The organism is Roseibium algae (assembly GCF_037783265.1).
GTDB lineage: Bacteria > Pseudomonadota > Alphaproteobacteria > Rhizobiales > Stappiaceae > Roseibium > Roseibium algae.
Genome location: NZ_JBAKIA010000009.1, coordinates 88,576 through 101,851 on the forward strand (window position 1 = coordinate 88,576; position 13,276 = coordinate 101,851).

Sequence of the window (13,276 nt, forward strand, 5' to 3'; positions counted from 1 at the left end):
GTTTATATGCGTGCTTCCCGAAGTAAGGCCTGCTTGCCTCAGACTTCGAAGCCACCCTGTTCAGCAATGTTTTTCAGGGGTTTTTCAGGTCGTGCACCGACATGTCCAATGACATTGGATGCACAAAGGCAACCCAGCTCTGTTGCTGAGGTTAGATCGTAGTTGCGGGCAAGCCCGAACAGAAAGCCGGATGCAAAGAGGTCACCTGCACCGGTGAGATCAACGACCTCATTCACAGTTCTTGCCTGAACCTTGACCGTCTCGTTGGCAGTGATCGCCATTGCGCCGTTCTCACCCAGTGTCAGTGCTGTGAGAGCGCCGCTATCGCGAGCTGCTGCAACGGCTGTGTCGAGATCTGATGTCTCATAAAGCGCTCTCAGTTCGTGCTCGTTCGCGAACATGATATCGACAACGCCGTCCTTAAGCAGACCGATGAACTCCGACCGGTAGCGATCAACGCAGAAAGAGTCTGACAGAGTGATGCCGACCTTGCGGTCATTGGCATGGGCAATCTTCGCGGCTTCCAGGAAGGCTTTTTTCGCTTCTGCAGGGTCCCAAAGGTAGCCTTCCATATAAGTAATAGCGGAGGCGGCAACGACGTCTGGATCGACATCAACAGGGCTGAATTCGACGCAGGCACCAAGATAGGTGTTCATGGTCCGCTCGCCATCAGGCGTGATCAGGATCATGGAGCGGGCTGTCGGCACGCCATCGATGAGGCGAGGGGTCTCAAAGTGAACGCCAGTGCCCTTCATATCATGGGCATAGCTGTCACCAAGCTCATCCTGAGCGACCTTGCCGAAATAGGCCGGCTTGCCGCCAAGAGATGCGATGCCTGCAGCCGTGTTGCCAGCGCTACCACCGGACACACGGACTGTCTGCCCCATTTTGTCGAATAGGCGGACAGCCTCTTGCGTATCGATCAGGCGCATTGAGCCTTTGACGAGGCTTTCCTGAACCAAGAAGTCTTCTTCGACATGGGCAAAGACGTCGCAGATGGCATTGCCGATGCAAAGGGTATCAAATTGGATATCGGTCATTCATTCGTCCTGAATTGGAATTAATCAGATTTTGGGAGTTGGACGCAGGGCCCGATTGGCTTCCGGTTCGCGGATCTTTTCGCGAAACGGGCTGGCGCGGTAAACGCCGACGACTGTTAGTTCTGCGCAAAAGAAGGCGAGTTCTTCCATAGCAAGTGTCAGATTGGGGTCGTCCGGGTGGCCCTCGACATCAGCATAGAACATCGAGGCAAAGAACTGCCCCTCAAGTTGGTAGGATTCCAGCTTCGTCATGTTTACGCCGTTGGTCGCAAAGCCGCCCAGTGCCTTGTAGAGGGCTGCGGGCACGTTGCGAACACGGAACACAAAGGTGGTGATTATTGGATCGCGGCTGTGGGCTGCTTCATGCTTCTCGCGTGACAGGATGACAAAGCGTGTGGTGTTATGTGCTTCGTCCTCCACGTCCCGGCGTAGGATGTCGAGCCCATAGATATCGGCCGCCATTTCAGGGGCCAGGGCAGCGATGCTCTTGTCGTTCTTCTCGGCAATCTGGCGGGCAGAACCGGCAGTATCAGCGCCAACAACTGCGGACAGCCCCAGTTCCCGGATGACTTTCCGGCATTGTCCGAGCGCATGAATGTGGCTCTGAACTGTCTTGATATCTTCAATCTGAGCGCCCTTTGGGGCCATCAACTGAAAGCGGATCGGCAGAAAGTATTCGCCAATAATATGAAGGTTGGACTTTGGCAAAAGGTGGTGGATATCGGCAACACGCCCTGCGACCGAATTCTCGATCGGGATCATGGCCAGATCGGCGCTGCCCTCGTCCATGGCCGCAAAGCAATCTTCGAACGTTGCACAGGGGATCGCCTCATAGTCGGGATAGACGTTGCTACATGCCATATGGGAGTTGGCACCTGTTTCGCCCTGAAAGACGATCTTCTTGCGGTCAGACATCGGTTCTGTTGGTTCCTCGATCAATTTGCACGTGTCATATCAGAGAATTCGGTTTATTGCGCAGAAACTGCCGCACGTGCCCGTTCCAGGTCTTCCGGGGTGTTTACATCCATTGGAGCACTGTGGATCAGGGAAACATCAATGCGCATGTTGTTTTCGAGTGCGCGCAGTTGTTCAAGCTTCTCACGAATTTCCAGCGGTGAGGGCGGCAAGGCGACAAATTTGTCCAGGGCGTCGCGGCGATAGGCATAGACACCTATATGCTGGTAAAGGGGGCCATCACCGGTTGGCGACTTGGCGCGGGTGAAATAAAGCGCTCTAAAAGCAGTCGATCCGACAGGCGTTGTGATGGCCTTGACGAAGCTTGGATCGTCACGAAAACGCTCTTCATGAATTTCCGTCATGATTGTCCCAATATCGACCGCCGGATTGGATAGGGGCGCAAAGGCTGCGCGAATCGCTTCAGGCTCGATCAGAGGGACATCTCCCTGCAGATTCAGCACAACACCGTGTTTTCTGTCGGGGTCAACTGTGTTTGCAGCCTCTTGAATTCGGTCAGAACCTGATTCATGGTCCTCTCGTGTCATCACAGCGCGTCCGCCGTGATCATTTACAGCCTCGGTGATGCTTTTATGGTCACAGGCCACGACAACGGGGCCGATGTCGGCGTTTTGGGCTTGCTCCATCACGCGAACGATCATTGGTTTTCCGCAGATATCTGCCAATGGTTTGTTTGGCAGGCGGGTCGCGGCAAGGCGGGAGGGAATGACGACAAGTGCGCTGTTCACGGGGTGCTCCAGTTGAAAATCAGCAGTCTTGACAGGCAGCCATACGGATCTGCGTCTGAATGTCTTAGGCAGAGTCCTTTTATACCTATGGACAGCAACGTCAAAAAATTTGTAGGGTCCGCTTCAAATCGAAAAGCTTAATGGGTCCGTGATGCAAGTTGCGGACCCGGACGCGTATTAGCTTGGAGCCGGAGAGAATGGATTCCTTCACCCTTAATAAGGCCGCGGGTGCGGTTTTAATGGTGTTACTTCTGACCATGGGCGTCGGAATTGTATCAGACATCATCTTTCACCCGACGATTCCGGGAAAACCCGGCTACGAAATTTCACTGCCGCCTGAAGGCAGTGTTGTTGCGAGTTCGGCAGACGCTGTCGAAGAAGTCGAACCCATCGCCATTCGTCTTGCTTCTGCAAGTTCTAGCGACGGCGAGAAAGTTGCCAAAAAATGTGCTGCTTGCCATTCTTTCACTCCTGATGGTGCCAATAAAGTTGGACCTGGGCTTTGGGATCTGATCGATCGTAAACCGGGATCGCACGAAGGTTTTGCCTATTCCGCAGCGATGACTGCTTTTGGTGATACAAATCCAGCCTGGACGTTTGAAGAGCTTGATGGCTTCCTGACCAAGCCCAAGGAACACGTTCCTAAGACATCCATGGGCTTTGCAGGTCTGCGCAAGCCAAAAGATCGCGCCAATCTCCTGGCGTATCTGCGAGAGCAGGCGACTGATCCGGTGGCTTTGCCAAGCCAATAATAATTAAATTTGGCAGTATAATTTGCTGTCATTGTAAAAAGCCGCGTCTTCTGATGCGGCTTTTTTATGTCCGGTGCTTGGTATGCCCTCGTTAAATATACTTAGTTTGTCCAAGTTCTTAAATCTTTGTCATGTGCATTAAGAACAGGTGACGAAGACCCATTCTCTCCCCTAGTATTACATGACTAATTTTGTGAACACGCTTGCCTGATTCGGCGAAGGGTGAGTTTGTTGAATTGCGGAGATGATGCATGGCGAGTGGCAACAGGAGATCGGGACCGTTGAAATCCATTTGGGCATGTTCCCTCCTCTGTTTGTCGATTTTGAGTTTGCCGATTGCCTCAGTGCAAGCTGCCCAACCGGAATGGCACCATGCGACGGCGCTTACGGGCAGTCCCAAATACGGCGTTGATGTAAAACACTTTGATTATGTCAATCCGAATGCACCCAAAGGCGGACTCGTGCGCCTCTCGACGTCCGGTGGGTTCGATACGTTTAATCCGATCCTGCCAAAGGGAAGCCCTGCACCGGGTGTGGGCCTGGTATATGAGACCTTGATGACCAGCTCGCTCGATGAGCTTGACATCAGTGCTGAATATGGGCTCATCGCTGAAGCCCTTCGCTATCCAGACGATTATTCCTGGGTTGAGTATCGCCTGAACCCGAAAGCCAAATGGCAAGATGGTGAGCCGATCACAGCAGCGGATGTAATCTGGTCCTTTGAAAAGGCAACAGAGCTCAGTCCACGGCAAAAATTCTATTATCATGATGTGTCCAGTGCGACTGAGTTGCCAGGCGGTGTCGTTCGTTTCGAATTCGATACCAAAAACAACCGAGAATTGCCTCATATCGTCGGGCAGCTGTTAGTGATGCCGAAGCATTGGTGGGAGGGTGTCAATGCCGATGGTGAGCCTCGTGACATTGCCAGCGGATTACAGGAAGCCCCGCTGGGCTCCGGCCCCTATAAGGTGAAGGATTTCACGTTTAACCGCCGTGTGATCTATGAACGTGTTGACGACTATTGGGGCAAGGATCTGCCGGTTAATGTTGGAACGAATAATTTCGATCAAATCCGCTACGACTCCTTCCGTGACAGCGCCGTACTCTTGGAGGCCTTCAAGGGAGACCAGTATGACTGGCGTAATGAAAACGTCGCGAAAAACTGGGCAACGGCTTATGATTTTCCGGCGGTGAAGGACGGCAAGGTCGTTTTGGAGACATTCCCGGATCACGGATCTGGCATTATGCAGGCATTCATTCCAAACCTTCGCTTGGATAAATTTAAAGATCCGCGAGTGCGGCGAGCGCTGAATTATGCTTTCGATTTCGAAAGCCTGAACCGGACGGCCTTTTTCGATCAGTACAAGCGCATTTCGTCCTTTTATGCCGGAACAGAGTTGGCGCAGTCAGGCTTGCCGAAGGGCAAGGAACTTGAAATTCTGGAGAGTGTGCGGGACCTTGTGCCAGCCTCTGTCTTCACTGAGGAGTATAAGAACCCTGTCGGTGGATCTCCGCAGAACCAGCGTTCCAACTTGCGTGAAGCGCTTACTCTTTTGAAGTCAGCTGGCTACAAGTTGGAGAATCGCAAACTTGTCAATGAGAAGACCGGCGAGCCCTTTACCATCGAGTATATTGCAAGGGATCCAAGCGCCGAACGTTCTGTTCTGCCATTTGCAAACAGTCTGAAGCTGATCGGGATAGACTTGGAACTGCGCGTGCTGGATTCGCCGCAATATATCAACCGGCTTCGCAGTCGCGACTTTGAAATGACCTCATTCCTTTGGCCCCAGAGCCTGTCGCCGGGCAATGAGCAGCGCAATTATTGGGGTTCTGAATCCGCTGACCAGCAACAATCCTATAATTTTTTAGGCATCAAGGACCCGGGTGTCGACGCGTTGATCGACAAAGTGATTTTTGCCAAGAATCGAGATGAACTGGTCGCCTCGACGCGTGCGCTCGATCGGGTGCTCATGCATCATTATTACGTGATCCCGCAATGGTATCTCGACATTGACCGAACGGCGCGCTGGAACCGCTTCAGCCACCCGGACAACATACCTGACTACTCGAATGGCTTCCCGACGATCTGGTGGTACGACGAGGCGAAGGCTGCAAAAACCGGTGTCGCGAAATGATGGCGGGGCGCGGAACAAGTCGTCGCCAGTTGTTGAAGCTGACCGGAGCGGCAGCTGTTGCCTCCGCGATGCCGTTCAGTGCGGGTTCAGCTGTGGCTGGTGAGCGACGACACGGCTTGTCGGTTTTCGGTGATCTCAAGTATTCGGCAGATTTTACGCATTTCGATTATGCCAACCCGGACGCCCCCAAGGGCGGAAAGTTCATATTTCGCGCGCCGAGTTGGGGTTTCAACCAGAATATCCAGACATTTAACTCGTTCAATTCTTTCATTTTGAAGGGTGATGCTCCTCCTCGCATGGAGTTGTGTTTTGATACTTTAATGGTGCGAGCGCTCGACGAGCCGGATGCCATGTACGGCCTATTGGCTGAAAGTGTCGAGATTGAAGACGATGGTAGCACCTATATCTTCAATCTACGCCCGGAAGCACGTTTTCACGACGGATCGAAAGTGACTGCACAGGATGTGGCGTTTTCCCTGATCTTGTTGAAAGCCGAGGGGCATCCCCAGGTCCGACTGCCACTCAAGGAGTTGCTTGATACCGAAGTGCTTGATGAGTACCGTGTGGCTGTGCGGTTTACTGGAAATCACACGCGCCAACTGCCGCTCTTGGTGGCGGGGCTGCCGATCTTTTCCAAACGCTACTACACGGCTTATGACTTCAAACAATCAACGTTGACGCCACCTCTGTCTTCGGGGGGGTACAAGGTCGGAAAACATGCTGTCGGGCGTTATGTCGAGTACCACAAGGTCTCTGACTATTGGGCGAAGGATTTGCCGGTTCTGGTCGGCCAGTCGAATTTTGAAGTGATCCGCATCGAGTTTTTTCGGGAAAGCCAGATCGCGTTTGAGGCCTTCAAGAAGGGCAATATCACCTATCATGAGGAGTTCTCCTCCAAGACCTGGGCGACGGAATACAATTTTCCGGCGGTTGAGGATGGGAGGGTGATCCTCAAGGAGTTTCCGGACGACCGGCCTTCGGGTGCACAGGGGTGGTTTTTCAACACGCGATTGGAGAAGTTCTCTGACCCTCGCGTGCGCCGTGCGATTGGCTATGCCTTCGATTTCGAATGGGCGAACAAATCTTTGTTTTACGGCCTATACAAGCGATCGCAGTCTTTCTTTCAGAATTCGGTGTTGATGGCAGAAGGTCAGCCTCCGGCAGACGAGTTAGCCCTTTTGGAACCCTTCAGAGGGCGGGTGCCGGATGAGGTTTTTGGAGAGGCCTACCTCCAGCCAGTTTCCGACGAATCCGGATTTGACCGGACACTTTTGCGGCAGGCATCGCAGCTTCTAAGAGAGGCTGGATATACGCGAGACGGTTCAATTCTCGTCGGCCCGGATGGGCAGCCGCTTGAGTTCGAGTTCCTCAGCAATTCAAAAGGCTTTGAGCGTATCACGCTGCCCTATATCAAAAACCTCGAGCGACTGGGGATCAAGGCTAATTTCAGGCTTGTTGATCCAGCACAATATCAATCTCGCTTGAATGATTTTGATTTCGATGTGACCAGCCGCCGGTTCGCAATCAACCCGACTTTGGCGAACAATGATCGCGATCTATGGGTGTCACATGCCGGTGAGGTCAAAGGCGGAAACAATCTCGCTGGCATCAAGGACCCGGTTGTGGATGCGCTCGTTGACAAGGCGCTCAATGCCATAACGCGTGAAGACATGAATGTCGCGGCCCGAGCCCTCGACCGGGTTTTGAGGTCCGGACATTACTGGGTACCGCAGTGGTACAAGCCGGTTCATTCGGTGGCGCTTTGGGACATGTTCGGCTACTCGAATGAACCACCTCATTATGATTTTCCGGTCGAGTCTCTTTGGTGGTTTGATCAGGACAAGGCGCAAAAGATCGGCAAGGGCGGTTAGGTCATGGCACCAGCTATGGGCTATCAAAGTAAAAACCGGTCTTCCGATTGTACAATGAATCAAAACAGACGGTCAGAGCAGTTCAAGTTGTCTCGCGAACATGAGACATGCTCAAAACGAACAATGAAAAGGCGATAGAACAGCAATATGGGCGCCTATATCCTTCGACGGCTGCTGCTGATGGTTCCGACCCTGGTCGGGATCATGGCCATCAATTTCTTTGTGATTCAGTTCGCGCCGGGCGGGCCGGTTGAGCGCGTCATTGCGCAGCTCTCGGGCACGGATGTCTCGGCAACGGCACGTATTAGTGGCGGCACGTCGGATATGCTCAGCGGCGGTGGAAGCTCATCAGGCGTTAGCGGCGCAGCTGGCGAAAGCACCAGTTCGAAATACCGCGGTGCCCAGGGGCTGGATCCGGAGTTCATCAAGGAACTTGAAGCTCAGTTCGGCTTCGACAAGCCGCCGTTGGAACGCTTTCTCGGGATGTTGTGGAATTACGCCCGCTTTGATTTTGGCGAGAGTTATTTTCGAGATATCCGGATCATCGATTTGATTGCCGAAAAGATGCCGGTCTCCATTTCGCTTGGGCTCTGGATGACGTTCATTTCCTACGCCATTTCGGTGCCCTTGGGGATCAGGAAGGCGGTGGCAGATGGTTCCCGGTTCGATGTTTGGACCTCTGGTGTCATTGTCGTGGCCTATGCGATCCCGGGCTTTTTGTTCGCTGTGCTCCTGATCGTGCTTTTTGCCGGGGGATCATTCCTTGATCTGTTCCCTTTGCGGGGGCTCACCTCGGAGAATTGGGAGGCCATGTCCTGGCCTGCGCGGATTGTCGACTATTTCTGGCACCTGGCTTTGCCTTTGACCGCCATGGTGCTGGCCGCTTTCGCAACCACGACGCTGCTGACCAAGAATTCTTTCCTGGATGAAATTCGCAAGCAATATGTCGTTACGGCACGGTCCAAGGGCCTAAATGAACGTCAGGTGCTCTATGGTCATGTGTTCCGAAACGCCATGCTGATCGTGGTGGCGGGCTTTCCGGGGGCGTTCATTTCATCGTTCTTTGCCGGGTCTCTCTTGATCGAGACAATTTTCTCATTGGATGGTCTTGGTTTGCTGGGCTTTGAATCCGTTATCAATCGCGACTATGCGGTTGTCTTTGCCACGCTTTATATTTTCTCGCTGATGGGCCTTCTGGTGAATCTCATTTCCGACCTGACCTACACATGGATCGATCCCCGGATTGATTTCGAAACACGGGAGGTCTGAGGCATGGACGCAACAGCTACGCAATCAGATAGCCTTCCGGACGATATTCGCAATCGCCGTTTGTCGCCGATCAATCAGCGCCGCCTGGCCAACTTCAAAGCCAACCGCAGAGGCTTCTGGTCGCTTTGGATTTTTCTAATCCTGTTCATAGTAGCCATGGGCGCTGAATTCCTGACCAATGACCGGCCGATTATGGTCTCCTACAAGGGAGAAATCCTGGCGCCAGTCTTTGTGAATTATCCGGAAGAGAAATTCGGTGGCTTCCTAGCTGTCACGGATTATCGCGATCCCTTCGTGCAGGACGAGATCAGGGCCAATGGCTGGATGCTATGGCCGCCGGTGCGCTATTCCTATCGGACGGTGAATAATGAAATCCCGGTGCCGGCTCCAGCCCCACCCTCCTGGATGCTGGACAAGGAAACCCGTTGTTCTCGCTACGCTGAGGGCGTGAATGACCCCAATTGCGTGATCGGCAACTGGAACTGGTTTGGTACCGATGATCAGGGGCGTGATGTGCTGGCCCGTTTGGTTTACGGCTTCCGCATTTCGGTGTTGTTCGGTCTGGCGCTGACGCTGGCATCTTCGATCATTGGCATCGCGGCTGGGGCCGTGCAGGGCTATTATGGCGGCTGGGTCGATCTTCTCTTCCAGCGGTTCATCGAAATCTGGACGGCGATCCCGACGCTCTATCTGATCTTGATTGTGTCATCGGTTCTGATCCCCGGGTTCTGGACCTTGTTCACAATTCTGCTGGCTTTCTCCTGGGTCGCGCTCGTCGGCGTTGTGCGTGCGGAGTTTCTGCGCGGGCGAAATTTTGAATATATTGCTGCTGCTCGTGCGCTCGGAGTCTCTAACAGAACCATCATGTGGCGGCACCTCTTGCCCAACGCCATGGTGGCAACACTGACCTTCATGCCTTTCATTTTGAACGGCTCTATCTCAACCCTGACGGCGCTGGATTTTCTTGGCTTTGGTCTGCCTCCCGGCTCTGCGTCGCTTGGCGAATTGCTGGCTCAGGGCAAAAACAACCTGCAGGCCCCTTGGCTTGGCATCACAGGCTTTATCGTGATTTCGCTCATGCTCAGCCTATTGATCTTCATCGGCGAGGCTGTCCGTGACGCCTTCGATCCGCGCAAGAGCTTTGTGTGAGGAGATGGACACCATGAGCACATATAAAAACCAGCCGCTCCTCTCCGTTGAGGATCTCTCTGTCGCCTTTCAGCAGGGCGACAAGAAAAACCTGGCCGTGGATCGGGTATCCTTTTCCCTGAACAAAGGCGAGACCGTTGCTCTGGTTGGCGAAAGTGGCTCCGGCAAGTCGGTTTCGGCCCTGTCTGTCTTAAAACTGCTGCCTTATCCGACGGCGTCGCATCCCACCGGCAAAGTGATGTTCAACGGTGTTGATCTGTTGAGTTCAGATGAAAAGACCTTGCGTAAGGTGCGGGGCAACGAGATTTCGATGATCTTTCAGGAGCCGATGACCTCGCTCAACCCGCTGCACCCGGTTGAAAAGCAAATTGCAGAGGTTCTGAAAGTCCATTTGGGAATGAGCGACACCAAGGCACGGGAGCGTGTTCTGGAGCTGTTGACCCAGGTCGGCATCAGAGACCCGGAAACACGGTTGAGTTCCTATCCGCACCAATTGTCCGGTGGCCAGCGCCAGCGCGTGATGATCGCGATGACGCTCGCCAATGAGCCAGATCTTCTGATCGCTGATGAACCGACAACTGCCCTTGATGTGACAGTGCAGGCGCAGATCCTCAAGCTGCTGAAAGAGCTTCAAGCCGAACGCGGTATGGCACTGCTGTTTATCACTCATGATCTCGGCATTGTGCGCAAATTCGCAGACCGGGTCTGCGTCATGACCGATGGCAAGATCGTTGAAGAAGGCCCTGTCGCAGAGATCTTTGACAACCCTCAGCACGCCTATACGCGTCATCTGTTGGCAGCCGAACCGAAAGGCCAGCCGCCGGTTCACGATGAGAGCAAGCCGGTGGTTGTTCAGGCCGATGATCTGAAGGTCTGGTTTCCGATAAAACGCGGATTTCTGCGCCGAACGGTCGATCACGTGAAGGCGGTTGATGGGATTGATGTTACCGTTCGCGAAGGCCAGACCCTTGGCATCGTTGGGGAGAGTGGATCCGGCAAGACGACGCTGGGCCTTGCCATTTTGCGGATGATTTCCTCGACGGGACGGATTGCCTTCAAGGGGAAGGATATTCAGGAGAATTCCTGGAAAGACATGCGCCCACTTCGGCGTGACATGCAGATTGTGTTTCAGGACCCCTTCGGCGCCTTGTCGCCGCGCATGTCCGTGGCTGATATCGTCGGGGAGGGCCTGTTGGTCCATTTTCCGAAGCTTTCGTCGCAAGAGCGCGACCAGAAAGTCGCCAAGGCGCTGGTGGAAGTCGGGCTCGATGCCACCACCCGGTTCCGCTATCCGCATGAGTTCTCCGGTGGTCAGCGTCAGCGCATTTCAATTGCCCGCGCCATGGTGCTGGAGCCAAAATTCGTCATGCTGGATGAGCCGACCTCGGCTCTCGACATGAGTGTGCAGGCGCAAGTGGTCGACCTGCTGCGGGATTTGCAGAAGAAACACGGGTTGGCCTACCTGTTCATTTCCCATGATTTGAAGGTCGTGCGTGCGCTTGCCAATGACGTGGTTGTCATGCGCAGCGGTAAAGTGGTCGAATCCGGCAAGTCCGCAGACATCTTTGATCATCCGCAGACAGGCTACACAAAAGCCCTCATGGCCGCGGCCTTCAAGCTGGAAACGGCTCCTGCAGGCGTGGTGAGTGATTGAGGGCTATTCACCTCCATCTCTGACATCTTGCGCTCTGGCAAAGGAAAGTCCCTATTTCGCGAAAGTCATATATTGTGCCTGCCGATGCCTTTGCAGAAGGTTCCGGAGACTGGAACTGTCTGCATTTTAGTCCTCTAAAGAGAGGATCCTGACATGGTGGATATGACATGACTGCAGCCCGCGCCCTGTTATTTGCTTCCCTTGCGGTCATCACCGCCGTCGGCATTTGGGGTGTGGTTGATTCCGCTGGCCTTGTGTCTGTCGCCTCCGCGATTGTTGAGCAGTATTTTCGCAGCCGTGGCTGGTTTTTAATGCTGACGGTTTCCGGCATGCTGTTCTTCTGCATTGCCTTGGCCTTTTCCCGATTTGGCGACATTCGTTTGGGTGCGGATGATGATCGGCCGGAATTCTCCACCGCGTCCTGGATTGCCATGCTCTTTGCAGCAGGCATGGGCGTTGGCTTACTGTTCTGGGCGGTGGCTGAACCGCTGACTCATTTCGAATTCGCGCGTCAGTACATGACCGACTCGGTCGCCGCTGAACAGGCACTGGTCACGACGATGTTCCATTGGGGTATTCACGCTTGGGGCATCTATGGGGCAACGGCTCTGGTGATCGCCTATTTCGCGTTTCGCCGTGGAACTCCGATGCTTGTAAGCGCGCCGATCCTCTATTTGTTCCCGCAAGAGCGTTGGGCCCGGGTCGTCGGCTGGTCGTCTGATTTCATGGCCATCATTGCCATAGCAATCGGTGTCGGCGGGTCCATCGCCATGGGGGTGTTTCAGGTCGCAGACGGCGTCAACGTCATGATGGGCGGTGATGGTGCCGCTTCATGGCTTGTGGGAACTGTTTTTGTTGTCATGGTCGCTTGCTACATCCCGGCGTTGCTGATCGATCTTGGCAGCGGCATGTCAAAGCTGTCCAATCTTGCAATGTTGCTGGCCATCGGCCTCGTTGTGTTCATTGTCATATTCGGGCCCACGGAATTCCTGTTGAATTCGATCCTGGGAAGCTTTGGGCAATATGTGACAGATGCAATCCCGAGGGGCTTTCAGACCTTCACCTTCTTTGGCGACCAGGTGGCTAATTGGTTCAGAGGCTGGACGCTGACCTATATGGTCTGGTGGATTGCCTGGGGGCCATTTGTCGGCGTGTTCATCGCTCGGATTTCCAAGGGCCGCACGATCCGTGAATTCGTGCTCGGTGTTCTGATCGGTCCGATATTATTTTCAGTGATCTGGTTCGGTGCCTTTGGTGGCATTGGTCTTTTTGAAACTCTGCACGGAGCCGGAGAATTGGCAACAGTGACTGCGAACAATGCTGAGCGCGCCACATTCGCGTTACTGGAGCGCATGCCCTTCGCGGTGGTGACTACATTCGTAACTGTTGTTGCGGCGTTTCTTTTTATTGTCACCAGTGTGGTCAGTGCGGCCTTTGTGCTGGGCACTTTTTCGACAGGCGGCGATCCAAATCCGAAACCACGCATCCGCCTGGTCTGGGGTGTCGTGCTCGGTTACGCGATGATCCTGTCCGGTTCAATGGACGCGGTGAAGAAGCTGATTGCACTGGGGGCTTTACCGTTTGTCTTCATCACGGTTCTGTTAATGGTGTGCCTGTTGAAGGCGCTTAAAGAGGAGATCATGCAATGATTGTCGGTGGTCTGCTCGATACAATCCTCAACCTCGGTACCTTCGCCTTCATAG

General features: G+C 53.9%; 10 protein-coding genes. 7 read left to right on the top strand and 3 right to left on the bottom strand.

The genetic code is table 11. The annotated features are described in order from the left end of the window. Window positions 1-38: 38 nt before the first annotated feature. From V6575_RS13630 to V6575_RS13640, 3 genes are read right to left on the bottom strand one after another with little or no spacing between them, the layout of a single operon-like run. On the bottom strand, window positions 39-1,040 hold the full coding sequence (locus V6575_RS13630; RefSeq protein WP_340275035.1) for an adenosine kinase: 1,002 nt from the start codon (window positions 1,038-1,040) through the stop codon (window positions 39-41). Window positions 1,041-1,064: 24 nt separating this feature from the next. Next, window positions 1,065-1,955: a prephenate dehydratase gene (locus V6575_RS13635; RefSeq protein WP_340275037.1), complete on the bottom strand. Its 891-nt coding sequence runs from the start codon at window positions 1,953-1,955 to the stop codon at window positions 1,065-1,067. A 53-nt stretch (window positions 1,956-2,008) separates the two neighbouring features. Beyond that, window positions 2,009-2,743, bottom strand: a complete 735-nt coding sequence (locus tag V6575_RS13640) for a 3-deoxy-manno-octulosonate cytidylyltransferase (RefSeq protein ID WP_340275039.1) — start codon at window positions 2,741-2,743, stop codon at window positions 2,009-2,011. A gap of 197 nt (window positions 2,744-2,940) precedes the next feature. On the opposite strand from V6575_RS13640, the gene V6575_RS13645 reads away from it, so the two are divergent. From V6575_RS13645 to V6575_RS13675, 7 genes are all read left to right on the top strand, one after another. After that, window positions 2,941-3,495 (top strand): c-type cytochrome, encoded by a 555-nt coding sequence (locus V6575_RS13645; RefSeq protein WP_340275041.1) that lies wholly within the window; start codon window positions 2,941-2,943, stop codon window positions 3,493-3,495. Between the two features lie 251 nt (window positions 3,496-3,746). Further along, complete coding sequence (locus V6575_RS13650; protein WP_422785573.1) at window positions 3,747-5,630, top strand: extracellular solute-binding protein; 1,884 nt, start codon at window positions 3,747-3,749, stop codon at window positions 5,628-5,630. Then, window positions 5,627-7,501 (top strand): extracellular solute-binding protein, encoded by a 1,875-nt coding sequence (locus V6575_RS13655; RefSeq protein ID WP_340275044.1) that lies wholly within the window; start codon window positions 5,627-5,629, stop codon window positions 7,499-7,501. Before V6575_RS13650 ends, V6575_RS13655 begins: the two co-directional genes overlap by 4 nt. Before the next feature lie 147 nt (window positions 7,502-7,648). Continuing rightward, the gene (locus V6575_RS13660; protein WP_340275045.1) at window positions 7,649-8,770 is read left to right on the top strand and encodes a microcin C ABC transporter permease YejB; all 1,122 of its coding nucleotides are present in this window, start codon (window positions 7,649-7,651) and stop codon (window positions 8,768-8,770) included. Between the two features lie 3 nt (window positions 8,771-8,773). Beyond that, entirely contained in the window at window positions 8,774-9,919 is a 1,146-nt protein-coding gene (locus tag V6575_RS13665) for an ABC transporter permease (protein ID WP_340275046.1), read from the top strand. A 13-nt stretch (window positions 9,920-9,932) separates the two neighbouring features. Further along, window positions 9,933-11,573 carry an ABC transporter ATP-binding protein gene (locus V6575_RS13670; protein ID WP_340275047.1) on the top strand — a complete coding sequence of 547 codons (1,641 nt, stop codon included), beginning with the start codon at window positions 9,933-9,935 and terminating at the stop codon, window positions 11,571-11,573. Window positions 11,574-11,740: 167 nt separating this feature from the next. Then, window positions 11,741-13,222: a BCCT family transporter gene (locus V6575_RS13675; protein WP_340275048.1), complete on the top strand. Its 1,482-nt coding sequence runs from the start codon at window positions 11,741-11,743 to the stop codon at window positions 13,220-13,222. Window positions 13,223-13,276 lie beyond the last annotated feature (54 nt).

Excerpts from the sequence above, each read along its gene's own strand:
- V6575_RS13655 (WP_340275044.1), top strand. The coding sequence starts at position 5,627 with ATGATGGCGGGGCGCGGAACAAGTCGTCGCCAGTTGTTGAAGCTGACC.
- V6575_RS13630 (WP_340275035.1), bottom strand. The coding sequence starts at position 1,040 with ATGACCGATATCCAATTTGATACCCTTTGCATCGGCAATGCCATCTGC.
- V6575_RS13650 (WP_422785573.1), top strand. The coding sequence starts at position 3,747 with ATGGCGAGTGGCAACAGGAGATCGGGACCGTTGAAATCCATTTGGGCA.
- V6575_RS13675 (WP_340275048.1), top strand. The coding sequence starts at position 11,741 with ATGACTGCAGCCCGCGCCCTGTTATTTGCTTCCCTTGCGGTCATCACC.
- V6575_RS13635 (WP_340275037.1), bottom strand. The coding sequence starts at position 1,955 with ATGTCTGACCGCAAGAAGATCGTCTTTCAGGGCGAAACAGGTGCCAAC.
- V6575_RS13660 (WP_340275045.1), top strand. The coding sequence starts at position 7,649 with ATGGGCGCCTATATCCTTCGACGGCTGCTGCTGATGGTTCCGACCCTG.
- V6575_RS13670 (WP_340275047.1), top strand. The coding sequence starts at position 9,933 with ATGAGCACATATAAAAACCAGCCGCTCCTCTCCGTTGAGGATCTCTCT.
- V6575_RS13645 (WP_340275041.1), top strand. The coding sequence starts at position 2,941 with ATGGATTCCTTCACCCTTAATAAGGCCGCGGGTGCGGTTTTAATGGTG.
- V6575_RS13665 (WP_340275046.1), top strand. The coding sequence starts at position 8,774 with ATGGACGCAACAGCTACGCAATCAGATAGCCTTCCGGACGATATTCGC.